This is a genomic window from Xanthomonas sp. F4, from assembly GCF_011761895.1.
The window spans coordinates 352,208-376,503 of sequence record NZ_JAASQX010000001.1 but is presented as its reverse complement, the minus strand read 5'-3'; the positions used below and the strand labels follow the sequence as shown (position 1 = coordinate 376,503).

Below are 24,296 nucleotides of genomic sequence, written 5' to 3'. Positions count from 1 at the left end.
CGCTCCGCGTGCGGGATTGGGGATTGGGCATTCGGGATTGGCGCAATGCGCGCAGCAGACCGCGCCGGCGGCGCGAAGCGCCGACGGTGCGAATCCCCAATCCCGAATCCCCAATCCCGGCTTCACAGCGTCTGCTCCAGGATGCGCCAGCACAGGCCGGCGAAATCCACGCCCAGCTGCGCCGCGGCCTTGGGCACCAGCGAATGGCTGGTCATGCCCGGGGCGGTGTTGACCTCGATCAGTTGCAGGCCGCGCACGCGGTCGCGCATCACGTCGACGCGGCCCCAGCCGCTGCAGCCGGCCGCGGCGAAGGCCTGCAGCGCGAGCTGGCGGATCCGGGTCTCGTCCTCGCCTTCCATGCCTGGGCACAGGTATTGGGTGTCCTCGGCGATGTACTTGGCGTGGTAGTCGTACCAGTCGCCCGCGGGCACGATGCGGATCGACGGCAGCGCGACGTCGCCGAGGATGCCGACGGTGTATTCCTCGCCCTGCACCATCTGCTCCATCAGCAGTTCGCCGCGGTAGTCGGCAGCGAAGGCGCGCACCGGCGCCAGGTCGGCCTCGGACAGCACGCGGAACACGCCGACGCTGGAGCCTTCGCAGGCCGGCTTGACGAACAGCGGATAGCCCAGCGCGGCGGCCGCCGCGGCCAGGTCGGCCTGGGCGTCGATGCGGGCGAAGCCCGGAGTCGGCAAGCCGGCGGCGATCCACACCTGCTTGGTGCGGATCTTGTCCAGGGTCAGCGCGCTGCCGAGCACGTCGGGGCCAGTGAACGGCACCTGCAACGCGCGCAGCAGACCCTGCAGCACGCCGTTCTCGCCGTCGCCGCCGTGCAGGATGTTGAATACGCGGTCGACCTCGCCGGCGCGGATGCGCTCAAGCAGAGCGGAAATGCCGTCCACCGGCTGCGCGTCGACGCCGCGGCTGCGCAGCGCCTCGAGCACGTTGGCGCCCGAGTTCAGCGACACCTCGCGCTCGCTGGAGCTGCCGCCGAGCAGCACGGCGACGCGGCCGAACGCGGCCGGGTCGGTGACGCGCGGCGGCGGCAGGGTCTGCGCGCTCATGCGTCCGCTCCGCCGGCGAAGCCGTGCTGGGCGATGTGCTGGGCGACGTAGCCGATGTCGCCCGCGCCCATCATCAGCAACAGGTCGCCGTCCTGCAGCACGTCCGGCAGCACGCTGTCGAGTTCGCCGACCTGGCCGACCACCACCGGCTCGCTGCGGCCACGTGCGCGGATCGCACGGGCGAGCGAGCGCGCGTCTGCGCCCGGGATCGGCGCCTCGCCGGCCGGGTAGACCTCGCTGAGCACCAGGGCGTCCACTTCCGACAGCACCGCGGCGAAGGCATCGAACTGGTCGCGGGTACGGCTGTAGCGATGCGGCTGGAACGCGACCACCAGGCGCTTGTCCGGCCAGCCGCCACGCGCGGCAGCGAACACCGCGGCCAGCTCGCGCGGATGATGGCCGTAGTCGTCGACCAGGCGCACGCGCGCGCCGCCGGCGGTGGTCACTTCGCCCAGGTCGTTGAAGCGGCGGCCGATGCCGGCGAAGCTCTGCAGCGCGCTGGCGATCGCCTCCGGCGCCACGCCCAGCTGCCAGCCGATGGCGGCGGCGGCGAGTGCGTTGAGCACGTTGTGGCGGCCCGGCAGCGCCAGGGTCACCGGGATGCTGCTGCCTTCCGGCAGGCGCAGGGTGAAGCGCATGCGCGGGCCGTCCTGGACCACGTCCTCGGCGCGCACGTCGGCGTTCTCGCTGAGGCCGTAGCTCATCACGTGACGCGGGGTCTTCGCTGCCAGCGCGGCGACTTCCGGATCATCGATGCACAGCACCGCCAGGCCGTAGAACGGCAGGCGCTGCAGGAACTCGGCGAACGCGGCCTGGACCCGGGCGAAGTCGTTGCCGTAGTTCTCCAGGTGGTCGGCATCGATGTTGGTGATGACCGAGATCAGCGGGTTCAGGCGCAGGAAGCTGCCGTCGCTCTCGTCGGCCTCGGCGACCAGCCACTGGCCGCCGCCGAGCTTGGCGTTGGCGCCGGCGGCGAGCAGTTGCCCGCCGATCACGAAGGTCGGGTCCAGACCGCCTTCGCTGAGCACCGCCGCGGCCAGGCTGGTGGTGGTGGTCTTGCCGTGGGTGCCGGCCACCGCGATGCCGCGGCGGAAGCGCATCAGCTCGGCCAGCATCGCCGCACGCGGCATGATCGGAATGCGCTGGCTGCGCGCTTCCATCAGTTCCGGGTTGTCTTCGCGGATCGCGCTGGACACCACCACGCAATCGGTGCCGAGTACGTTGGCGGCCGAGTGCCCGCGCATCACCCGCGCGCCGAGTTTGACCAGGCGCCGGGTGGCCGCGTTGTCGGCGTTGTCCGAGCCGGAGACCTCATAGCCCAGGGTCAGCATGACCTCGGCGATGCCGCTCATGCCGGTGCCGCCGATGCCGACGAAGTGCACGCGCGGGAACGCGCGGACCAGATCGCCGGTGTCGTGGAGACGGCGGATCATTGGGCACCTCCGGTGGAGGTGCCGGGATTCGGCATTGGGGATTGGGGATTCGTGTCGCTGGCGGCCGATGGCCGCAGCGCTGCACGCTGTACGGGTGTCTGCATGGTGTCCTGCTTGTGCTCCTGCTTTTTACCAATCCCCAATCCCGAATCCCGACTCCCGGCCTCTTCCAACACGATGTCCGCGATGCGTTCGGCCGCATCCGGCTTGGCCAGCTGGCGTGCGGCCTCGGCCATGGCCAGGCGCTGTGCGGGCTGTGCCAGCAGGTCGCGCAGCACGCGCTGCAGGTGGTCGGCCAGGGCGTCGTCCTGTTTCAGCAGCACGGCCGCGCCGCGCTCGACCAGGTATTCAGCGTTGCGGGTCTGGTGGTCGTCGACGGCGGCGGCGAACGGCACCAGCACGCTGCCGATGCCGACCGCACACAGTTCGGCCAAGGTCGAGGCGCCGGCGCGGCACACCACCAGATCGGCCCAGGCGTAGGCGTCGGCCATGTCGCCGATGAAGGCTTCGACGCTGGCGGCCACGCCGGCATCGGCATAGGCGCGCGCGGCTTCCTCGCGCAGCGCTTCGCCGCACTGGTGGCGCACCTCGACGGCCACGCCGAGCGCGGCCAACGCCTTCGGCAATGCCTGGTTGAGCACACGTGCGCCCTGGCTGCCGCCCAGCACCAGCAGCCGCGGCGCGCCGTGGCGACCGGCCAGGCGCTGCGCCGGCGGCGCCAGCGCGGCGATCTCGGCGCGCACCGGGTTGCCTACCGCTTCCTCGCGGGTGGCGAAGCTGCCGGGGAAGCCGGTCAGCACGCGCCGTGCGACCCGCGCCAGCACCTTGTTGGTCAGGCCCGGCGCGCGGTTCTGTTCGTGCACCAGCAGCGGCAGCTTGAGCAGCCGCGCGGCCAGGCCGCCGGGACCGGCAGCGAAACCGCCGAAACTGATCACCGCGCGCGGCGCACGCCGGCGCAGTACGAAGCCGGCAGCGCGCACGGCGCGCATCACCCGCACCGGCGCGCCGAACAGGGCCAGCGCGCCCTTGCCGCGCAGGCCGCCGATCTCGATGGTGTCCAGCTCGATGCCGTGTTCCGGCACCAGCCGCGTTTCCATGCGCCCGGCCGCGCCCAGCCACACCACCGGCACGCCGCGCGCGCGCAGCACCTTGGCCACGGCCAGCGCGGGGAAGATGTGCCCGCCGGTGCCGCCGGCGAGGATCATTACCGGACGATCGCCCTGCACCGCGCTCATCCCAGCCTCCCGAAGGTGGGTTCGACGCGCGGCTGCATGCGGCTGGTACCGCGCCCCGGGGCGCCGCCCTGGATCGCCGCGGCGACCGCGCTGGCGCTGGCCTCGCGCGCGGCGTGCAGGTCCTCGGCGTTGTCGACGGTCTGCTTGACCGGCATCGCCGCATCGCTGCGCACCAGCGCCACCTGGCGCTCGGCGCGGTTGAGTTCGTAGGACACGCGCAGCAGCAGGCCCATCGCCACGCAGGTCATGAGCACGCTGGAACCGCCGGCGGAGATCAGCGGCAGGGTCAGGCCCTTGGTCGGCAGGATGCCCAGGTTCACGCCGACCGAGACGAAGCTCTGCAGGCTGATCCACAGGCCGATGCCGAAGGCGATGTAGCCAGAGAAGTGGCGCTTCATCTCCACGCAGCGCATGCCCAGCCAGAACGCACGGCCGACCAGCAGCGCGTACAGCGAGATGATCAAGCACACGCCGACGAAGCCCAGCTCCTCGGCGATCACCGAGAAGATGAAGTCGGTGTGCGCTTCCGGCAGGTAGTTGAGCTTCTGCACCGAGCCGCCCAGGCCGACCCCGAACAGTTCGCCGCGGCCCACCGCCATCAGCGCGTTGGACAGCTGGTAGCCGGAGCCGAGCTGGTCGGCCCAGGGATCGAGGAAGGAGGTGATGCGGCGCAGGCGATACGGCTCGAGGATCGCGATGAAGGCGAACACCGGCAGGCCGATCACGATCGGCATCGACATGCGCGGCAGGTTCACCCCGCCCAGCACCAGCATGCCGGCGGTGATCGCCAGCAGCAGCGTGGACGAGCCGAAGTCCGGCTGCAGCAGCAGCAGGCCGACCAGCGCCACCGCCACGCCCAGCGGCTTGAGCATCGCCGGCCAGGTCGCGTTGACCTCGTCGCGGAAGCGCACCAGGTAGCTGGACAGCCACACGATGTACAACACCTTCACCGCTTCCACGGTCTGGAAGCGCGAGATGCCCAGGTTGATCCAGCGCCGCGCGCCATTGACGGTGCTGCCCAGGCCAGGCACGAACACCACCAGCAGCAGGCCGAAGCAGGCCAGCAGCAGCAACTGGTTGTACTGCTCGATGTTCTTCAGCTCGGTGCGCATCGCCCAGATCGCCAGGCCGACGCCGCCGGCCAGGAACAGCAGGTGGCGGCTCAGGTAATAGAACGGGCTGGTGGTCAGCTCGATCGAGCTGGAGCCGACCATGACCACGCCCAGCGACGCCAGCGCCACCGCGGCGCCGAGCAGCCACGGGTCGTAGCGGCCACCGATGGCCTCCAGGCGGGTCGCTTGGCGGGCGGTGTCGTTCATCAGCGCACCTTCAACGTGGCCAGGCCGACCAGCACCAGCACCACCGAAATGATCCAGAAGCGCACGATCACCCGCGGCTCCGGCCAACCCTTCAGTTCGAAGTGGTGGTGGATCGGCGCCATGCGGAACACGCGCTTGCCGGTGAGCTTGAACGAGGCGACCTGGATCATCACCGACAGGGTCTCGATGACGAACACGCCGCCCATGATCACCAGCACCAGTTCCTGGCGCACGATCACCGCGATGGTGCCCAGCACCGCGCCCAGCGCCAGCGCGCCGATGTCGCCCATGAACACCATCGCCGGGTAGGTGTTGAACCACAAGAAGCCCAGGCCCGCGCCGGCGATCGCCGCGCAGATGATGATCAGTTCGCCGGCACCGGGAATGGTCGGGATCTTCAGGTAGGCCGAGAACACCGCGTTGCCCGAGGCGTAGGCGAACACGCCCAGCGCGCAGGCCACCAGCACCGTCGGCATGATCGCCAGGCCGTCCAGGCCGTCGGTGAGGTTGACCGCGTTGGAGAAGCCGACGATCCAGAAGTAGGCGATGGCGACGAAGCTGATCCCGGCCAGCGGCAGCGCGATCGACTTGAACATCGGGATGTAGAAGGTGATCGCCGCCGGCACGTCGGCGGTGTAGTACAGGAACAGGCCCGCGGCCAGGCCGAAGATCGACTGCAGCAGGTACTTCCAGCGCGACTTCAGGCCGTTCGGGTCGCGGCGCACGATCTTGATCCAGTCGTCGTACCAGCCGATCACGCCGAACGCCAGCATCACCGCCAGCACCAGCCACACGTAGCGGTTGCGCAGGTCGCCCCACAGCAGCACCGACAGCAGCACGGTGAGCAGGATCAGCGAGCCGCCCATGGTCGGGGTGCCGGCCTTGGAGAAGTGGGTCTGCGGGCCGTCCTGGCGGATCGGCTGGCCGCCCTTGAACTGCGCCAGCTTGCGGATCACCGCCGGGCCCAGCCACAGCGACAGGAACAGCGAGGTCAGCGCCGCGAGGATGCCACGGAAGGTCAGATAGCCGAACAGCCCGAACATGCTTTCGAGCTGCTGCAGCCAGCGGGCGAGTTCAAGCAGCATGCGGCGCCTCCTGTGCCTGGTTCAGCAGCGCGCGCACGACGGTATCCATGGCGCTGCCGCGCGAGCCCTTGACGAGGAGCGTGGCCGGGACCCGGGACCCGGGTCCCGGGTCCCGCGAAGGCGCGCCAACGGACGGCGCGCCGGTGTTCTCATGCATGTGCTTCACTTCCTGCTCTTGATCCTGCTGTTCCCGGGTCCCGGCCACGGCCGCCAGATCGCGCTGCAGCGCTTCGATCAGCGCCGCATGGCTGTCGAACACCCGGCCGTTCTCGCCGAACGCCTGTGCGGCATGGGCGCTGAGCGGGCCGAGCGCGTACAGCCGGGTCAGCCCGGCATCGCGCGCGCGGCGGCCGCCGCTGGCATGCAGCGCCTCGGCGCCGGCGCCAAGTTCGCGCATGTCGCCCAGCACCAGCCAACGCTCGCCGCCGGCCGCGGCCAGGGCGTCGATCGCCGCGGCCAGCGAGCCGGGGTTGGCGTTGTAGCTGTCGTCGATCAGCACCGCGCCATTGGGCAGCGTGTGGGTGATCTGCCGACCCGGCACCGGCTGCACCTGCGCCAGGCCGGCGGCGATGCGCGCTGGCGCCACGTCCAGCGCCAGCGCCAGCGCGGCGGCGGCCAGGGCGTTCTGCAGGTTATGCCGGCCCGGCAGCGGCAGCGTCGCCTCGACGTCGCCGCGCGGCGTGGTCAGCACGAACTGGGTGCGGTCGGCGGCCATGCGGATCTGCGCGGCACCGACCTCGGCGCCCGGCTGCAGGCCGAAGCGCAGCACCTGCGGCCGCGCCTCGCCCATCGGCAGGCGCTGCTCGAACCACAGGCCGAACGCGTCGTCGGCATTGATCACCGCGGTGCCGTCGGCCGGCAGCGCGGTGTAGATCGCGCCCTTGGTCTGCGCCACGCCGAGCAGGCTGCCCATGCGCTCCAGGTGCGCGGCGGCGATGTTGTTGACCAGCGACACCTGCGGCGGCGCGATGTCGGCGAGGTAGGCGATGTCGCCCGGCTTGCCGGCGCCCATCTCGTAGATCGCGTAGTCGGCGTCGTCCGGCGCCTCGATCACCGCCAGCGGCAGGCCGATCTCGTTGTTGCGGTTGCCGGGGTTGGCATAGACGCTGCCGCCGTCGATGCGGCAGGCATGCTGCAGGATCGCCAGCAGCAGCGCCTTGACGCTGGTCTTGCCGTTGCTGCCGGTGATCGCGGCCACGCGGGTGGCGCGGCCGCGCTGCATGCCGGCGGCGATCCGCGCCAGCGCCAGTTGGGTATCGGCGGCGACGATCTGCGGCAGTTCGATCTCCGGCTGCACGCGCTCCACCAGCAGCGCGCTGGCGCCGCGCGCGGCGGCGTCGGCGGCGAAGGCGTGGCCGTCGAAACGCTCGCCGCGCAGCGCCACGTACAGGCTGCCGGCAGCCAGGCTGCGGGTGTCGTGGCTGATCGCATCGATCGCCACGTCGTCGCCATGCAGTTCGGCGCCGGCCCAGTGCGCGATCATCGACAACGGCAGGCGCTTCATCGGGCCACCTCCGCCGCATGCGCGCGCAGGGCCTGCGCGGCGACCTCGGTGTCGTCGAACGGATGCCGCACGCCGGCGATCTCCTGGTAGGGCTCGTGGCCCTTGCCGGCGATCAGCACGATGTCCTCGGCGCCGGCGTCGGCGACCGCCATGGCGATCGCCTGCGCACGGTCGCGCTGCACCTGCACCGCCTGCATGCCGTCGAAGCCGGCCAGGATGTCGGCGACGATGCGGTCGCCGTCCTCGCCACGCGGGTTGTCGTCGGTGACCACCACGCGCTCGGCCAGGCGCTGCGCGATCGCCGCCATCTGCGGGCGCTTGCCGGTATCGCGCTCGCCGCCGCAACCGAACACGCAGGTGATGCGGCCCTGCACGTGCGCGCGCAGGCTCTGCAACGCCTGTTCCAGCGCGTCGGGGGTGTGCGCGTAGTCGACCACCACCAGCGGCTGCGCGCCATCGCCGCCCAGCCGGTTCATGCGCCCGCGGATCGGCTGCAGTTGCGCCAGGGTGGCGGCGATGCGCACCGGCGCCACGTCCAGCGCGTGCAGCGCGCCGGCCACGGCCAGCAGGTTGTCGACGTTGAAACGGCCCAGCAACGGCGACTGCAGCGGATGCCGCTCTTCGCCGATCGCCAGGGTGAAGCCGATGCCGCGCGCGTCCAGGCGCAGCGCCTCTGCGCGCACCTCGGCACCGTCCTGGCCGCGCGAGCTGACCGCGATGCGGCGCAGCGCCGGATCCAGTTTTTCCAGCAACGCGCGGCCGAACGCATCGTCCAGGTTGATCACCGCCGACTTCAGCCCCGGCGTGGCGAACAGGCGCGCCTTGGCCGCGCCGTAGCCCGCCATGTCGCCGTGGTAGTCGAGATGGTCGCGGGTGAGATTGGTGAACACCGCCACGTCGAAATGCACCGCGTCCACGCGGCCCTGGTCGAGCGCGTGCGAGCTGACTTCCATCGCCACCGCCTGCGCGCCGGCGTCGCGCAGCTGCGCCAGCAGCGCGTGCAGCGGCAGCACCAGCGGCGTGGTGAAACCGGTCGGCTGCACCTGTCCGTACAGGCCGGCGCCGAGCGTGCCGATGCTGCCGCTGCGGGTGCCCAGCAGATGCCAGGCCTGCGCCAGCAGTTGCACGGTGGAGGTCTTGCCGTTGGTGCCGGTGACGCCGACCATGGTCATGGTCTGCGACGGATGGCCATGGAACTGATCGGCCATCGCGCCCATGCGCGCGCGCAGGCCCGGCACCGCGATCGCGTCGGCCGGCGCCGGCAGCTCGGCCGGGGCCGGCGGGTCGTACAGCACCGCGACGGCGCCGTTGGCGCGCGCCTGTTCGACGAAACCCAGGCCGTGCGCGCCGAACCCGGCGATCGCCACGAAGGCATCGCCCGGGCGCACCGCGCGGCTGTCCATCACCAGACCGGACACCTGCACGTCGTGCGGCAAAGCCACACCCGGCAACAGTTGCGACAGCGACATCGCGCGGGTCACTGGCGGGTCTCCTGCAGCGGCGCCGGCAACGCGGCCGGCGCCGGCGGCGCCACCGCGCGCGCGCTGGGCAGCGCGGCATCGACCTCGGCGGCGGCGTCGGGCACGGTCGCCGGATCCGGTTCAACCTGCGCCGGCGGCGGCGCGTGGCCGCTCTTGCCGGCGGCCTGCGCGGCCAGCCACGACTGGATGTCGTCCGGCGGCACGTCCATCAGCCGCAGCGCGCCTTCCATCACGTTGTGGAACACCGGCGCCGAGACCAGGCCGCCGTAGTACTTGGCGCCCTGCGGGTCGTTGATCACGATGACCGTGGCGAAACGCGGGTTGCTCGCCGGCACCAGGCCCGCGAACAGCGCGTTGTAGTGGCCGCGCTCGTAGCCGCCGGGGCCGGCCTTGCGCGCGGTGCCGGTCTTGCCGGCGACGTGGTAGCCCAGGATCGCCGCGCCCTTGGCGCCGCCCTGGGTGACCACGGTCTCCATCATCGCCACCACTTCCTTGGCGATCGCCGGATCCAGCACCTGCTTGCTGTCCTCGTGCTGGCCCTTGACGAAGGTCGGGGTCACCAGGCGCCCGCCGTTGCCCAGCGCGCAATAGGCGCGGGCGATCTGCAGCGGCGTCACCGACAGGCCGTAGCCGTAGGACATGGTGGTCTTGGACGAACCGCTCCAGCGCGCCGGCGACGGGAACACGCCGGCCGATTCGCCGGGGAAGCCGCTGTGCGGGGAGCTGCCGTAGCCGTAGCTGTGGACCTGGTCGTAGAAGGTCTGGTCCGGCAGTTTGGCCGCGATCTTGGCCGCGCCGATGTTGGAGCTGCGGGTGATCACCCCGGTCACGGTCAGCACGCCGTTGTTGCGCGGCACGTCCTTGATGGTGAAGCGGCCCACGGCCATGTAGCCGGGGTTGGTGTCGATCAGCGTGTCCTTGGTCACCACCCCGGCCTTGAGCGCGGTGGAGATGGTCAGCGGCTTCATCGTCGAGCCCGGCTCGACCAGGTCGGTGACCGCGCGGTTGCGGCGCACGTCCGGGTTGACCCCGTTGACCGCATTGGGGTTGTAGGTCGGCAGGTTGACCATGGCCAGGATCTCGCCGGTGGCCACGTCCATGATCACGATCGAGCCGCCGGCGGCCTTGTTCTCGACCAGCGCGTTGCGCAGTTCCTTGTAGGCCAGGAACTGGATGCGGCGATCGATGCTCAGGGTCAGGTCCTTGCCCGGCTGCGCCGGCTTGACCAGGTCGATGCTCTCGACGATCGCGCCCTTGCGGTCGCGGATCACCCGCTTGGCGCCCGGCTTGCCGCGCAGCCAGGAATCGAACGCCAGCTCCAGACCTTCCTGGCCGCGGTCGTCGATGTTGGTGAAGCCCAGCACGTGCGCCATCGCTTCGCCCTGCGGGTAGAAGCGGCGGAATTCGCGCTGCGAGAACACGCCGGGGATGCCCAGCGCGACCACCGCATGCGCCTTGTCCGGATTGATCCGGCGCTTGAGGTACATGAACTCCTTGTCCGCCTTCTGCGACAGCTTGGCGGTCAGCTCGTCGACCGGCAGATCCAGCGCCTGCGCCAGCTGCGGGATGCGGTCCGGGCTGCGCAGCAGTTCCTGCGGGTTGACCCAGATCGACTCCACCGGCGTGGACACCGCCAGCGGCTCGCCATTGCGGTCGGTGATCATGCCGCGCGAGGTGGCGATCGGCAGTTCGCGCAGATAGCGCGCCTCGCCCTGGCGCTGGTAGAAGTCGCTGTTGATCAACTGCACGTAGGCCGCGCGGCCGATCAGGGTCACCGAGCACAGGCCCAGCGCCGCGCCGACCAGCACCAGGCGGCCGCGCAGGTTGAAGTTGCTGCGGGTGCGGTTGCGTCCGCTCTTGCTCACGGGCGCACCACCACGATGTCGCCGGTCTCGGGGAACTTCATCCCCAACCGCTCGCGCGCGACCTGATCGACGCGATTGCTCTCGGCCCAGGTCGCCTGCTCAAGCTGCAGCCGCCCGAACTCGATGTTCAGCTCGTCGCGGTTGTGCTCCAGCCGCGACAGCTCCACGAACAACTGGCGATGGCGATGGCGCATGTACACCACGCCGATCGCTGAGGCGATGGTGCAGGCGAGCAGGACGATCAGCAGCAACCGGCTCATGGGGCGTCTCCGTGCGGAGACGCCGGGATTGGGGAGTGGGGATTGGAGATTGGGGAGGAGTGCTCGTCGAATCCCGAATCCCGAATCCCCAATCCCAGCTTCTCAGCCACCCGCAGCACCGCGCTGCGCGCGCGCGGGTTCACTGCCAGTTCGTCGGCGTCGGCCTTGATGGCGCCGCCGTGCAGGCGCAGGGTCGGCACGAACGTGGTGGCCTCGGGCAGGCGGCGGTTGCTCGGCGGGGCCTTGGCGTGGCGCTGCATGAACTGCTTGACGATGCGGTCTTCCAGCGAGTGGAAGCTGATCACCGCCAGGCGGCCGCCGGGCTTGAGCCGGGCCAGCGCCGCGTCCAGGCCGGTCTCCAGATCGGCCAGTTCGCGGTTGATATGGATGCGGATGGCCTGGAAGCTGCGCGTGGCCGGGTGGGTCTTGCTGTCGCCGCGCGGCATCACGCTGGCGATCAGCTCGGCCAGCTCGGCGGTGCGGGTCAGCGGTTGCTTCTCGCGACGGGCGACGATGGCGCGGGCGATGCGCCGGCTCTGCCGCTCTTCGCCGTAGGTCCACAGCACGTCGGCGATCTCGCGCTCGTCGGCGCGCGCCAGCCACTGCGCCGCGCTCTCGCCGGCCTCCGGGTCCATGCGCATGTCCAGCGGGCCGTCCTTGCCGAAGGAGAAGCCGCGTTCGGCCACGTCCAGCTGCGGCGAGGACACGCCCAGGTCGAACAGCACCCCGTCCAGGGCGGTGGCGGCGTCCCACTGGCCCAGCTCGGCAAAGCTGCCGCGATAGATGGACACGCGCGCGTCGCCGCCGAACGCATGTTCGGCTTCGGCGATCGCCTCGGGATCCTTGTCCATCACCAGCAGCCGGCCTCCTGGGCCGAGTTTGTGCAGCACCCCGCGCGCGTGTCCGCCACGCCCGAACGTGCCATCCAGATAGATTCCGTTTTCGATCACCTGCAGCCCGTCCAGGACCTGCGCGAACAACACCGGCACATGCGCCGCCGATGGTTGCGACACCGGGAGGTGACCGGCCTGCGCCTGTCCGCGCATCCGGACACCCCGACTCACAACTTCAGATCGAGCAATCCATCGCCCAGATCCTCGTCAGACAACGTCTGCTGGATCAGTGCGCGATGAGCCTGCTCGCTCCACAGTTCGAACTTGTCGCCCATGCCCAACAGCACGGCGCGCTTTTCAATGCCCACCGCAGCGCGATGGCTCGGCGGAATGGTGATGCGGGCGTTGGCGTCCAGCTCCAGCGCGGCCGACGAACCCACCAGCTTCTGCTGCAGGACCCGCACCACGCGCTGGGTATTGGGCTTGGCCATGACGTCGTCACGGACCCGCTCCCACTCCTTCTCCGCATACAGCCACAGGCAGCCGGCCTCGAACGGGTTGTAGGTCAGCACCAGCCGATTGCCGCTCACGCGCGCGACGAGGTCGCGGTACGCGGTGGGAACCGCCATACGCCCCTTGTCGTCCACAGTGATTGCGGTCTCGCCCTGAAACACGACGCCTGCACCTTTCCGAATCCGCCTGGGCGGTCATTGAACCACGAAAAACCACAAAAAACCCGGTTTCCCCTCAAGTGCCCACCTTAGCAGCGCGCAACAGGTTGTCAACAACTTTGCGAGCGGCAAATCGCTAGCGGGATCAATGGTTTGCAGCAATCTTTAGAGACTTGTTCAAGGCTTATCCACAAGTTACTGTTTCGTCTCAAATTTTGAGATTGAACGGAAATTCAGGCCTGTGTACGGGGCGTTAAGGCCATCGTCACCGGCCGTCGACATGGCACATGGACTCGCACCCGATTGCGCAAGCGCGCACACTGCGGCGCATGTGTCTGGTCGTTCTCGCGCACGCTGCGCACCCGCGATGGCGCTTGCTGCTGGTCGGCAACCGCGACGAATTCCACGCCCGCCCGACCGCGCCACTGCAGCGCTGGCCGGCCCCGGCGCAACGCCTGCTGGCCGGGCGCGACCTGCGTTCCGGGGGTACCTGGGTGGGGCTGGACGAGGCCGGCCGCTGCGCCGTGGTCACCAATGTGCGCGACCCGCTGGCGTCGATGTCCGGCGCTTCGCGCGGCGCCCTGATCGCCGACTACCTGACTGGCGCGCAGCCGGCTGCGGCTTTCGCCGAAGCACTGGCGGCGCGCGCCGACGCCTATCCGCCGTTCAACCTGCTGCTGGCCGATGCCGCCGGCGCCGCCTACGTCGGCAACCACCCGCCCGGCCGCAGCGCCCTGGCGCCAGGCGTGCACGGCATGTCCAACGGCGCGCTGGACGCGCCCTGGCCGAAGACCCTGCGTCTGCGCACTGCCGTGACCGCCTGGATCGCCGCCGGCGAAGACGACCTGGCGCCGCTGTGGCGGGCGCTGGCCGACGAGACCCTGGCCGACCCGGACAACCTGCCCGACACCGGGGTCGGCCCGGAACTGGAGCGGCGGCTGTCGCCGGCCTTCATCCGTGGCCATGACTACGGCACCCGCGCCAGCACCATCGTCGCGGTGGACGCCGCCGGCCACGGCTGGATCCACGAGCGCCGGTTCGGCCCGGATGGGGTGTTCCTGGGGGAGACGCGGCTGGAGAACCGGGACTCGTGACTCGTGACTCGTGACCCGGGATTCGGGATTCGGGATTCGGGATTCGGGAAGCATGGGATGAGGCGCGAAATCGCTGTCAGCGACCTGATACAAAAAGCGGCGATTTTCGTGGGAGGGACTTCAGTCCCTCCCACAATGCAATCGCAACCGCCCTGCACTCGCGTAAAAATCCCGAATCCCGAATCCCGAATCCCGGGCTCCGGCTTAACATGCGACAATGCGCGCGGCGGAGTCGGCCAGACAGTCGCGTCATCCCCTCGCACTTCGGTGCGGCGGGATGCCGAGGAAAGTCCGGGCTCCATAGGGCAAGGTGCCAGGTAACGCCTGGGCGGCGCAAGCCGACGGAAAGTGCAACAGAAAGATACCGCCTACGTCTGCGCAAGCAGGCCGGTAAGGGTGAAATGGTGCGGTAAGAGCGCACCGCGAGTCCGGTAACGGACCGGCACGGCAAACCCCACCTGGAGCAAGACCAAATAGGGACCTCATGGCGCGGCCCGCGTCGGGTCCGGGTAGGTTGCTCGAGCGTACCGGTGACGGTGCGCCTAGAAGAATGACTGTCCACGACAGAACCCGGCTTATCGGCCGGCTCCGCCGCTTTTTTCTACGCCCCCTGCCCACCGCTGGCCGGGGACAGCCGCCCGGCCTGTCCAGACGGGCCACTATTGCGCTGCGCCAGTCACCATGGCGACGAATTCGGGGCCGGTCATGTTCCTGGTGGGTTCGGCGAACGAGTAGCTGGCCGGCTTTTCGTCGATGAAGATCTGCGACGTCAACGCGAAGCCGGAAGGATCCTCGAAGAGGTGAACGGACAGCGCGTGGTGCGTCCCGTCCTTGGACCGCCACATCAGCGTACTGCCGCAGACCTTGCAGAAGCACCGCTCCCCCCATTCGGACGAGGCATACACGCCCACGTTCTCTGCGTTCTCGACCTCGACGTCGCGGCATTCCACCGCGAGGAATACGCCGCCGGACCAGCGACGGCACATCGAACAGTGACACGCCCCCATTTCGCGGGCGGAAAACGTCGCCTGCAGCCGAACGGCGCCGCAGAGACACGCGCCCTGCTCCTTCGCAACTGCTGTGCTCATTGTGTGCCCTTTCATCAAAGAAGCAGAAATGGAACGCCCCTACAGCCTGGCACGGGTGGTGCCGAACGCCCGGCCTACTGCCACGTCAGCCGCCGTACAGGGCCTTGCGCGAAGCACCGGTCAGTTCGGCGGCGAGCTTGGCGGCGGTGGACGGCGGCAGGTGCTCGCTGAGCTTGGCGTAGACGCGGCGGCCCTCGGCCAGCTGCGCGTCGGCGTCGTCGCCGGCGCCCTGCACCATCAGCACGAACTCGCCCTTGCGCTGGTTGTCGTCGGCCTCGACCCGGGCGTGCAGGTCGGCCAGGGTCCCGTCGAGCACGGTCTCGAACAGCTTGGTCAATTCGCGCGCCAGCACCGCCGGGCGGGCATCCCCGAAAGCGGCGCGACAGTCGGCCAGGGACTCGGCGATGCGGTGCGAGGCTTCGTAGAACACCAGGGTGCGCGGCTCGCCGGCCAGACGCAGCAGGCGCTCGCGGCGCGCCGAGGCCTTGGCCGGCAGGAAGCCCTCGAAGGCGAAGCGGTCGCTGGGCAGGCCGGCCACGCTGAGCGCGGCGATCACCGCACAGGCGCCGGGCACCGGACTGACCCGCACCCCGGCCGCGCGCGCCGCGCGCACCAGGCGGTAGCCGGGGTCGCTGACCAGCGGGGTGCCGGCGTCGCTGACCAGGGCCAGCGACTGGCCCTCCAGCAGGCGCGCGACGATGCGCTGGGACAACGCCTCCTCGTTGTGTTCGTGCAGCGCCAGCAGCGGCCGCTCGATGCCGAAGTGGGCCAGCAGCTGGCCGCTGCGGCGGGTGTCCTCGGCACAGATCGCCGCCACCGAGCGCAGCGTCTCCTGGGCGCGCGGCGTCAGGTCGGCGAGGTTGCCGATCGGCGTGGCGACGACATGCAGGGTTCCGGGCTGGGCGCTCATCTACGGCTTTCCATGGTCAAGGGTAGAATCGTAGCGGTTTTCCCCGGCGCGCCCGGCGTGCCCAGCCGAATGGACCAGAAATGAACAAGCGATTCGCAAGGATTTCCGCCCTGTCGCTGCTGGCGTTGCTCATCGCCGGCTGCGCCACCTCCAGCGTGACGCCGAGCGCCTCGCCGGCCCAATCGGCGGCGCTGGCGCTGCTGGACCAGGGCAAGCCGCGGGATGCGGCGCAGCAGCTCGAGGCGCAGGCCGCCGGCGCCACCGGCAGCGAGCGCAACCAGTTGCTGGGCGACGCCGCCTTCGCCTGGTACGAGGCCGGCGACGCCGCGCGCGCGCGCAGCCTGCTGGCACAGGTGCAGGTGCGGCAGTTGCCTCCGCTGAGCAAGGTGCGGGTGGCGCTGGTGGAAGCCGAACTGGCCCTGGCCGACCGCCAGCCGGCCAAGGCGTTGCAGGCGCTGGGCAGCGATCCGCAGGCGGTGCCGCAGAACCTGCGCGCGCGCTGGCACCTGGCCCGCGCGCAGGCGCTGGAAGGCACCGGCGACGCCACCGCGGCACTGGACGAGCGTGCCCGCGCCGACAACGGCCTCAGCGGCCAGGCGCGCAGCGACAACCAGCGCGCCATCGTGCGCCAGCTGGCCACGCTCAACGACGCCACCCTGCAGGCGCGCGCCGCCGCGCTGCCAGCCGGCGACCCGCTGTACAACTTCGTCGGCCGCGCGCTGCTGAGCCGCGGCCTGGCGCTGCCGCGTCCGTTCGACCGCGGCGAGCAATGGGGCTTCGATACCAGCAAGCGGCCGCCGGCCGAACGCGACGGCTACCGCCCGCCGGCCAAGCTGGCGGTGCTGCTGCCGTTGAGCGGCAACCTGGCCACCGCGGCCGCGCCGGTGCGCGATGGCCTGCTCGCCGGCTACTACGGCGAGACCCGGCGGCGTCCTGCGATCGACTTCATCGACACCACCGGCACCCCGGCCGGGGCGCTGGCCGCCTATCAGAAGGCGGTCGACGGCGGCGCCGATTTCGTGGTCGGCCCGCTCGGCCGCGACGAGGTCACCGCACTGTTCGGGCGCGACGCGCTGCCGGTGCCGGTGCTGGCGCTGAACCGCGGCACTCACGCGCCGCCGGGCGGCAGCGCCGGTTTCTCGCTGGCGCCGGAAGACGACGGCATCGCCGCCGCCGAGTACCTGCTGGCGCACGAGCGCCACAACACGCTGGTGATCGGCAGCAACGACGACAACGGTCGCCGCGCGGTGGCCGCGTTCCGCGACCGCTTCAGCGAGCGTGGCGGCAAGGTCGCCGGCAGCGTCAGCGTGGCCGACACCCCGGGCGACATCGGCGCGCAGCTGCGCAACGCCGGCGCGGCGGACTCGGTGCTGCTGGCGGTCAAGGGCAACACCGCCCGCGCGCTGGCGCCGCAGCTGGCGCTGGCCGGTTTCGCCGGCAAGACCCGGGTGGCGACCTCGCAGCTGGTGCTGGGCACCGGCAAGCCGGAGGACGACCTGGTACTGGACGGCATCGTCTACCCGAGCGAACTGTGGAACGTGCGCGGCGTCGGCGGCCTGCCGGCGGCGACCAGCGTGGCCGACATGCTGCCGACCGCACGCGGCCCGGCCGCGCGCCTGTTCGCCTTCGGCTACGACGCCTGGCAGATCACCGCATACCTGGAGAAGCTGGCGACCGGCAAGGACAGCGGCCTGCGCGGCGCCACCGGCGTGCTGCACCTGGACGGCTTCGGCAACATCGTGCGCACCCCGGCCTGGTCCACCTTCAGCGGCGGGCGTCCGACCCCGCTGCCCGATGGAAACTGAGCGGCGCCGACGCGGCAACGCGGTGGAAGCGGCGGCGCGCGCCGAACTGGAGCGCGCCGGCCTGCGCCTGATCGCCGCCAACGTCGCCTTCCGCGGCGGCGAGCTGGACCTGGTGATGCAGCAGGCGCAGAGCCTGGTGTTCGTCGAAGTGCGCTACCGGCGCAGCACCGCGTTCGGCGGCGGCGCGGCCTCGGTCGACCTACGCAAGCGCCGCCGCCTGCTGCTGGCGGCGCAACTGTTCCTGGCCGCGCATCCGCAGTACGCCACCTGGCCGTGCCGCTTCGACGTGGTCGAGGCCGAGGGCGATCCGCCGCGGCTGACCTGGCTGCGCGACGCGTTCCGCGCCGAGGATTGCTGAGATGCCCAGCATCTTCACCCACGCCGCGGTGCCGCTGGCGCTGTGGGCCGCCGCCGACCGCGGGCGCATCTCCACGCGCCTGCTCGGCGCCGGCATCGTCGCGGCGATGCTGCCCGACGCCGACGTGCTCGGCTTCGCCCTGCATATCCCCTACGCCGACGCCTTCGGTCATCGCGGCGCCAGCCACTCGCTCTTGTTCGCCGCGGTACTGGGCATGCTCGGCGCGCTGCTGCACCGTCCCCTGCGCGCCGGCGCGTTGCAGGCGGCCACGTGGATGTTCGTCTGCACCGCCTCGCATCCGCTGCTCGATGCGATGACTTCCGGCGGCCTCGGCGTGGCCCTCGCCTGGCCGTGGAGCGAGCAGCGCTGGTTCGCGCCGTGGCGGCCGATCCGGGTCTCGCCGTTCGCCAACGGCTTCTTCAGCGCGCGCGGCGTGGCCACGCTGCTGTCGGAACTGCGCTGGGTGTGGCTGCCGCTGGCGCTGGCGGTGCTCACCTGGAAACTGCTGCAGCCGCCCTCGCCCTCCGCTCCCTCTTCGCCGCCTTCGCCATGACCACACCCCTCCCCACCGCACTCACCGACACCCTCGCCGCGCTGCTCGGCGCCGACGGTTGGCGCACCGATGCCGACAGCCGCCGCAGCTACGGCGAGGACGATTCGCGGCGCTGGGCGCTGGCCGACGCGGTCGCACTGCCGCAGACGCGCGAGCAGGTGCAGGCGATCGTGCGCGCCTGCCGTGCGCACCGCGTGCCACTGGTGGCGCGCGGCGCCGGTACCGGCACCGCGGGCGCCGCGGTACCGTTCAGCGGCGGCGTGGTGCTGTCGTTCGCGCGCATGAACCGCATCGTGCAGCTGCGCCCGGCCGACCGCTGCGCGGTGGTCGAACCCGGCGTGCTCAACGGCGACCTGCAGCAGGCGCTGGCGCCGCACGGGCTGTTCTGGCCGCCGGATCCGTCCAGCGCGGAGATCTGCAGCGTCGGCGGCAACCTCTCCACCAACGCCGGCGGGCCGCGCGCGGTGAAGTACGGCGCCACCCGCGACAACGTGCTCGGCCTGGTCGCGGTGACCGGCACGGGCGAGCTGATCCGCTGCGGCGGCGCCTACACCAAGGACGCCACCGGCTACGACCTGACCCACCTGCTGGTCGGCAGCGAAGGCACCCTGGCGCTGATCGTGGAAGCGACGCTGAAGCTGTCGCCACGGCCGCTGGCGCAGGCCGGCCTGCGCGCGCTGTACCGCGACGCCGCCGGCGCCGCCGCGGCGGTGTCGCGGCTGATGGCGCAGCCGAGCACGCCGACCATGCTGGAGTTCATGGACCGCAGCGCGATCGCGCTGCTGCGTCGCAACGGCAGCGACGTGCCCGAGGCCGGCGCGATGCTGCTGATCGAGGCCGACGGCGACCACGACACCCTTCCCTACACGCTGCAGGCGCTGGGCGCGGCGGCCGAGGGCGACGGCCTGCTGGCCCTGGACGTGGCCGCCGACGGCAGCGCACGCGACCGCCTGTGGGCCGCGCGCCGCGCGCTGTCGCCGGCGCTGCGCACGATCCGGCCCGGCAAGATCAACGAAGACGTGGTGGTACCGGTGTCGCGCATCCCCGAGCTGGTCGCCGGCGTGGAAGCGCTGGCCGCCGAGTTCGACCTGCCGATCGTCGCCTTCGGCCACGCCGGCAACGGGAACCTGCACGTCAACATCATGTACGCGCCGGACGACGCCGCCGAGACTGCGCGCGCGCAGGCCGCCCTGCCGCGGCTGTTTGCCCTGGTGCTGTCGCTGGAAGGCACGCTGTCGGGCGAACACGGCATCGGCGTGGCCAAGCGCGACTACATGGATCAGGCCTTCGACGCCGCCACCCTGGACGCGATGCGCGCGATCAAGCGGGCACTGGATCCGGATGGGATTCTCAATCCGGGGAAGGTGTTGCCGGAGGCTTGAGCGGGATTCGGGATTCGGGATTCGGGATTCGGGATTCGGGATTCGGGATTCGGGATTCGTAACAGCGTCTTTCGCGTGCGGATCCATTGCAACGTCGACCTAATCCTGATTTCCGTCGCTGTCGGGCTGTGTCCGTCGCGATACGCCCTGTGGAGCGACTTCAGTCGCGACGGGCCTTACCGAAAACGCGGGGTCGCGGCTGCAGCCGCTCCAACGAACACCGGGCAAGGCCGACGCGACACATCACGCGGACGGACACTGCACGCCGATGAAGCGCAACCCCACGCCCGGCTCGGTGGCGATGTAGCGCGGGGCCACCGCGCTGTCGCCGAGTTTCTGCCGCAGCTTGCCGACCAGGATGCGCAGGTAATGCGTGTCGTCCTGGTGGGTGGGACCCCACAGTTCGCGCAGCAGTTGCGGCTGTGTCACCACGCGGCCGCTGTGCCGCAGCAGCAGCGCGAGCAGCGCGTACTCCTTGCGGCTGAGCGGCAGCGCCTCGCCGTCCAGGCGCACCTCGCGCAGGCCCAGGTGGATGTGCAGGTGGCCGTCGTCGAACACCGGCTCGGCCTCGCCGGCCACCGGTTGCATGCGCAGCAGCACGCGGATGCGCGCCATCAGCTCCTGCACGCCGAACGGTTTGGTCACGTAGTCGTTGGCACCGGCGTCCAGCGCCTGCACCTTCTCGTCCTCGCCGGCACGCACGGTCAGCATGATCACCGGCACCGACGACCATTGCCGCAGTTCGCGCAGCACGCTGTGCCCGTCCTGGTCGGGCAGGCCGATGTCCAGCACCACCAGTTCGGCGCCGTGCGCGGCCAGTTGCGCCAGGCCGGCGGCGCCGGTGTCCGCCTGCAGCACGCGGTAGCCCTGCGCGCGCAGGCTGATGTCGAGGAACCGGCGGATCTGCGGCTCGTCGTCGATGACCAGCACGCGCGGCGGCGGAATCGGATCGGCGTGGGACTCAGTCGGCATCGGGGCGGGACGGCGGCGCGGCGGGTTCGATGAGCGGCAGGGTAATGCGGATTGTGGTGCCACGACCATCGGGGCCGGGCAGCGCCTCGACGCTGCCGCCGTGCGCGCCGATCATGCCCTGGCAGATGGTCAGGCCCAGGCCGGTGCCGTGGCGGCCGCGGTCGCCGCGCTCGACGCTGTAGAACATATCGAAGATGCGCGCGCGCTCGTCCTCGGGAATGCCCGGGCCGCGGTCGCTGATGTCGATGCGCAGGCGGCCCTCGACCATGCCCGCGGCGACGCGGATCGCCGCATCCGCCGGCGAGAACTTGGCCGCGTTCTCCAGCACGTTGAAGATCGCCTGCTCGACCAGCGCCGGGTGCACCCACAGCGTCGGCAGGTCCGCGGCCAGGGCGATGTCCAGGCGCACCTGCGGCTGGTAGCGCTGCAGGCGCCGCGCGGCCGAGCCGATCAGTTCGTCCACGCCGATCCAGTCGCGGTTCAAGGTCAGCCCGGTGTGGCCGAGCCGGGTCATGTCCAGCAGGTTCTGGATGTAGCGATCCAGGCGCTCGCCTTCCAGTTGGATCGTCTCGAGCAGGCTGCGGCGATCCTCCGCGTCCATCGCCTGGCCGTAACTGGACAGGCTGCTGGCCGCGCCGATCATCGCCGCCAGCGGCGAGCGCAGGTCGTGTGAGACCGAGGACAGCAGCGCCGAACGCAGCCGCTCGGTCTCGCCGCTGACCCGCGCACTCTCCAGGTCGGCGACCAGGCGCGTGCGCAGCGCGGCCTGGCCGATGTCCTCGACCATCGCCTCGGCCAGGCGCTGCTGCTCCAGGCCAGGGCGCTGCACGCCGGCGCCGAAGCGCAGGCCGACCACGCCGATGGTGCCGCGCTCGTGGCGCACCGGCAGGAACCACCAGCTCGCGCCGGCCAGCGTATCGGTGAAGCGACCGGTGGCCTGGCCGTGGCGCTGCGCCCAGTCGGCGGCGCTGCGGTCCACCGCGGCCATCGTCGGCGCGTAGTCGTCGGCGCCGTCATGGGCGCGCTCCAGCGGCTGCAGGCGCAGCCAGGCCTCGGCGTCGAGCGTACCGGCGAGCGCGCGGCGCCCGGCCTCCAGCACCTGGCCGAGGTCGGCAGCGCTGGTCAGTTCGCGACCCAGCCGCTGCAGTGCGGTGGTCTGCGCATTGACCGCGCGCAGCGCCAGCACCTGCATGCGCAGGCGCGAGGCCAGGCGCCCGGCGACCAGCGCGGCGACCAGGAACAGCAGCACCGTGACCACGCCCTGGCGCGCGCCGATCTGGAAGGTGAAGCGCGGCTCGATGAAGAAGAAGTTGTAGCTGAAGAAGCTCAGCAGCGCCGCCAGGACCGCCGCGGCCATTCGTGTCTTCGACGCCACCATCACCACCGCGACGATGAACACCATCGACAGGTCGTCGATACCGACCCAACGTTCGGCGACCCAGGCCACCACCACCGCCAGGACGGAGGCCAGCGTGGCGAACACCAGGTCGTCGCGCGACAGCCAATGCCCCGGACTGCGCCAGCGCCGCCGCGCGCGCGCGCGCGCCTCCGGCGAACTGATGATCACCAGCTCGTAGTGCGCGCCGCGTTGCAGCAGTTGCTGGGTCAGTGTGCGGTTGATCATCCGCGCCAGCGGACGCTCGCGGGTGCGCCCCAGCACCAGCGTGGACACACCACTGCGCGCGGCATGGTCGAGCAAGGTATCGGCGACGTTGGCGCCGTGCAGCAGCGCGGCGTCGCCGCCGAGCCGACGCGCCAGCGCGAAGGCGCGGTCGATCTCCAGTTGCCAGTCGGCGTCGGGCTGCGCCTGGGTCTGCACGGTGACCACCGTCCACGGCGCGCCGCGGCGTTCGGCCAGGCGCCGCGCCACTCGCACCAGGTAGTCGGACTGGCCGCGCCCGTCGATCGCCACCATCACCGTGCGCCGCAGCGCGACGCTGGTGCGGCCCTGCGCGGCTTGCACGTCGCGCAGATCGTTGTCGACGCGGTCGGCGGCGGTCTGCATCGCCAGTTCGCGCAGCGCGGCCAGGTTCGACGGCGAGAAGAACGCCTGCAGCGCCTGCCCGGCCTGCTCGGGCAGGTACACCTTGCCCTGCTGCAGGCGCTCGATCAGTTCGCGCGGCGGCAGGTCGACCAGCACGATGTCGCGCAGGCGGTCGAAGATCGCATCGGGCACGGTCTCGCTCACGCGCACGCCGGTGATGCGGTGGACGACGTCGTTGAGGCTCTCCAGGTGCTGGATGTTGACCGTGCTGTAGACGTCGATGCCGGCGTCGAGCAATTCCTGCACGTCCTGCCAGCGCCGCTCGTGGCGGCTGCCGGGCGCGTTGCGATGGGCCAGTTCGTCCACCAGCACCAGCGGTGGGCGCAGCGCCAGCAGCGCATCCAGGTCCATCTCGTCGAGGGTGCGGCCGCGGTACTCCAGGCGCCGCCGCGGTTGCACGGTGAGGCCTTCCAGCAGTGCCGCGGTCTCGGCGCGGCCGTGGGTCTCGACCACACCGACCACCAGGTTGCTGCCCTGCTGCTGCAACTGCCGAGCGCGCGACAGCATCGCGTAGGTCTTGCCGACCCCTGGCGCCGCGCCGAGGAACACGGTCAGGCGCCCGCCGCGCTCGCGCTGCAGTTCGCCGATCAGGGCGTCGGCCTGTTGGGTGCGGGGGTCTGGCATCGAAGGGCCGGGATTGGGGATTCGAAATTGGGGATTCGCGAAGCGTACAGCGTCAGGCCATGCGCTCTACTGCTTTTGCCCATTCCCGATTCCCGTTTCCCCATTCCCGGCCGCGTCCAAGGCCAAATTCAGCGCCAGCACATTCACCCGCGGCTCGCCAAGCACGCCGAACTGGCGCGGCTGGGTCTGTGCGGCGACCAGGGCGGCGACGGTCTGCGGCGGCAGGCCGCGCGCGGCGGCGACGCGCGCCACTTGGATGTGCGCCGCATCGACGCTGATGTCCGGGTCCATGCCGCTGCCGGACTGGGTGACCAGATCGTCCGGCACCTGCGCCGGGTCGATGCCTTCGCGCGCGGCGACCGCCTGGCGGGTGTCGTCCAGGCGCTTGCGCAGGTCGGGGTTGCTGCGCGCCTGGTTGCTGCCGGCCGCCGACATCGGGTCGTACTTGGCGCCGGACGGACGCGGCTGGAAGTAGCCCGCGGCGGCGAACGGCTGCGCCACCAGCGCCGAGCCGACCACGCGGCCATTGTGGGTGCGCAGGCTGCCGTTGGCCTGCGCGGGGAACAGCGCGCCGGCCAGCACGGTGGCCAGCAGCGAGTACAGCGCCGCGGAGCCGAGTACCAGCAGCGGCAGCACCAGCACGGCGCGCCAGCGCATCGGCTCACGGGGGGAAACGGAAGACACGGTCATGGGAGCGATTCCGGAAGGAGCGTCAA

Annotated in this window: 21 protein-coding genes and 1 other RNA gene; 6 read left to right on the top strand and 16 right to left on the bottom strand. The window is 71.0% G+C overall.

The genetic code is table 11. The annotated features are described in order from the left end of the window. Window positions 1-122 precede the first annotated feature (122 nt). The 11 genes from FHR66_RS01635 to mraZ are packed head-to-tail and all read right to left on the bottom strand — an operon-like array spanning window position 123 to window position 12,753. The gene (locus FHR66_RS01635) at window positions 123-1,064 is read right to left on the bottom strand and encodes a D-alanine--D-alanine ligase (RefSeq protein ID WP_160966627.1); all 942 of its coding nucleotides are present in this window, start codon (window positions 1,062-1,064) and stop codon (window positions 123-125) included. Then, window positions 1,061-2,497 (bottom strand): UDP-N-acetylmuramate--L-alanine ligase, encoded by a 1,437-nt coding sequence (gene murC, locus FHR66_RS01630; RefSeq protein WP_160966625.1) that lies wholly within the window; start codon window positions 2,495-2,497, stop codon window positions 1,061-1,063. The genes FHR66_RS01635 and murC overlap by 4 nt, the downstream gene beginning before the upstream one ends. After that, window positions 2,494-3,732, bottom strand: a complete 1,239-nt coding sequence (gene murG, locus FHR66_RS01625; protein WP_160966623.1) for an undecaprenyldiphospho-muramoylpentapeptide beta-N-acetylglucosaminyltransferase — start codon at window positions 3,730-3,732, stop codon at window positions 2,494-2,496. Before murG ends, murC begins: the two co-directional genes overlap by 4 nt. Then, window positions 3,729-5,051 carry a putative lipid II flippase FtsW gene (ftsW, locus tag FHR66_RS01620; protein WP_167087284.1) on the bottom strand — a complete coding sequence of 441 codons (1,323 nt, stop codon included), beginning with the start codon at window positions 5,049-5,051 and terminating at the stop codon, window positions 3,729-3,731. Before ftsW ends, murG begins: the two co-directional genes overlap by 4 nt. After that, a complete protein-coding gene (mraY, locus tag FHR66_RS01615; protein WP_010344435.1) occupies window positions 5,051-6,136 on the bottom strand; it encodes a phospho-N-acetylmuramoyl-pentapeptide-transferase in 1,086 nt (361 codons plus the stop codon). Before mraY ends, ftsW begins: the two co-directional genes overlap by 1 nt. Further along, window positions 6,126-7,640 (bottom strand): UDP-N-acetylmuramoyl-tripeptide--D-alanyl-D-alanine ligase, encoded by a 1,515-nt coding sequence (locus tag FHR66_RS01610; protein WP_160966619.1) that lies wholly within the window; start codon window positions 7,638-7,640, stop codon window positions 6,126-6,128. Before FHR66_RS01610 ends, mraY begins: the two co-directional genes overlap by 11 nt. Beyond that, a complete protein-coding gene (locus tag FHR66_RS01605; protein ID WP_202394647.1) occupies window positions 7,637-9,109 on the bottom strand; it encodes a UDP-N-acetylmuramoyl-L-alanyl-D-glutamate--2,6-diaminopimelate ligase in 1,473 nt (490 codons plus the stop codon). The genes FHR66_RS01610 and FHR66_RS01605 overlap by 4 nt, the downstream gene beginning before the upstream one ends. Before the next feature lie 8 nt (window positions 9,110-9,117). After that, window positions 9,118-10,986: a penicillin-binding transpeptidase domain-containing protein gene (locus tag FHR66_RS01600; RefSeq protein ID WP_160966615.1), complete on the bottom strand. Its 1,869-nt coding sequence runs from the start codon at window positions 10,984-10,986 to the stop codon at window positions 9,118-9,120. Beyond that, window positions 10,983-11,246, bottom strand: a complete 264-nt coding sequence (gene ftsL, locus FHR66_RS01595; protein WP_009576670.1) for a cell division protein FtsL — start codon at window positions 11,244-11,246, stop codon at window positions 10,983-10,985. The genes FHR66_RS01600 and ftsL overlap by 4 nt, the downstream gene beginning before the upstream one ends. Further along, a complete protein-coding gene (gene rsmH / locus FHR66_RS01590) occupies window positions 11,243-12,292 on the bottom strand; it encodes a 16S rRNA (cytosine(1402)-N(4))-methyltransferase RsmH (protein WP_160966613.1) in 1,050 nt (349 codons plus the stop codon). The genes ftsL and rsmH overlap by 4 nt, the downstream gene beginning before the upstream one ends. Window positions 12,293-12,306: 14 nt before the next feature. Beyond that, complete coding sequence (gene mraZ, locus FHR66_RS01585) at window positions 12,307-12,753, bottom strand: division/cell wall cluster transcriptional repressor MraZ (RefSeq protein ID WP_026144304.1); 447 nt, start codon at window positions 12,751-12,753, stop codon at window positions 12,307-12,309. A 326-nt stretch (window positions 12,754-13,079) separates the two neighbouring features. Between mraZ and FHR66_RS01580 the strand changes: the two genes are divergently transcribed. Beyond that, the gene (locus FHR66_RS01580) at window positions 13,080-13,844 is read left to right on the top strand and encodes an NRDE family protein (RefSeq protein ID WP_160966611.1); all 765 of its coding nucleotides are present in this window, start codon (window positions 13,080-13,082) and stop codon (window positions 13,842-13,844) included. 228 nt (window positions 13,845-14,072) lie between these two features. Continuing rightward, an RNA gene (rnpB, locus tag FHR66_RS01575) (RNase P RNA component class A) lies at window positions 14,073-14,438 on the top strand. Between the two features lie 65 nt (window positions 14,439-14,503). Here rnpB and FHR66_RS01570 read toward each other — a convergent pair. Beyond that, window positions 14,504-14,932 (bottom strand): GFA family protein, encoded by a 429-nt coding sequence (locus FHR66_RS01570; protein WP_160966609.1) that lies wholly within the window; start codon window positions 14,930-14,932, stop codon window positions 14,504-14,506. Window positions 14,933-15,017: 85 nt separating this feature from the next. Continuing rightward, window positions 15,018-15,842 carry a 16S rRNA (cytidine(1402)-2'-O)-methyltransferase gene (rsmI, locus tag FHR66_RS01565; RefSeq protein WP_160966607.1) on the bottom strand — a complete coding sequence of 275 codons (825 nt, stop codon included), beginning with the start codon at window positions 15,840-15,842 and terminating at the stop codon, window positions 15,018-15,020. A gap of 80 nt (window positions 15,843-15,922) precedes the next feature. Between rsmI and FHR66_RS01560 the strand changes: the two genes are divergently transcribed. The 4 genes from FHR66_RS01560 to FHR66_RS01545 are packed head-to-tail and all read left to right on the top strand — an operon-like array spanning window position 15,923 to window position 19,940. After that, window positions 15,923-17,647 carry a penicillin-binding protein activator gene (locus FHR66_RS01560; RefSeq protein ID WP_160966605.1) on the top strand — a complete coding sequence of 575 codons (1,725 nt, stop codon included), beginning with the start codon at window positions 15,923-15,925 and terminating at the stop codon, window positions 17,645-17,647. Beyond that, window positions 17,637-18,005 (top strand): YraN family protein, encoded by a 369-nt coding sequence (locus tag FHR66_RS01555; protein ID WP_160966603.1) that lies wholly within the window; start codon window positions 17,637-17,639, stop codon window positions 18,003-18,005. The genes FHR66_RS01560 and FHR66_RS01555 overlap by 11 nt, the downstream gene beginning before the upstream one ends. 1 nt (window position 18,006) lies before the next feature. Continuing rightward, entirely contained in the window at window positions 18,007-18,558 is a 552-nt protein-coding gene (locus FHR66_RS01550) for a metal-dependent hydrolase (protein ID WP_160966601.1), read from the top strand. Further along, window positions 18,555-19,940: an FAD-binding oxidoreductase gene (locus FHR66_RS01545; RefSeq protein ID WP_160966599.1), complete on the top strand. Its 1,386-nt coding sequence runs from the start codon at window positions 18,555-18,557 to the stop codon at window positions 19,938-19,940. Before FHR66_RS01550 ends, FHR66_RS01545 begins: the two co-directional genes overlap by 4 nt. A gap of 243 nt (window positions 19,941-20,183) precedes the next feature. Here the strand turns inward: FHR66_RS01545 and FHR66_RS01540 are convergent, their stop codons facing one another. From FHR66_RS01540 to kdpC, 3 genes are all read right to left on the bottom strand, one after another. Next, window positions 20,184-20,912 (bottom strand): response regulator, encoded by a 729-nt coding sequence (locus FHR66_RS01540; RefSeq protein ID WP_160966597.1) that lies wholly within the window; start codon window positions 20,910-20,912, stop codon window positions 20,184-20,186. Then, window positions 20,902-23,580, bottom strand: coding sequence for a sensor histidine kinase (locus FHR66_RS01535; RefSeq protein ID WP_160966595.1), 2,679 nt, complete (start codon window positions 23,578-23,580; stop codon window positions 20,902-20,904). Before FHR66_RS01535 ends, FHR66_RS01540 begins: the two co-directional genes overlap by 11 nt. Before the next feature lie 66 nt (window positions 23,581-23,646). Beyond that, window positions 23,647-24,270 (bottom strand): potassium-transporting ATPase subunit KdpC, encoded by a 624-nt coding sequence (gene kdpC / locus FHR66_RS01530; RefSeq protein WP_160966593.1) that lies wholly within the window; start codon window positions 24,268-24,270, stop codon window positions 23,647-23,649. Window positions 24,271-24,296: the final 26 nt, after the last annotated feature.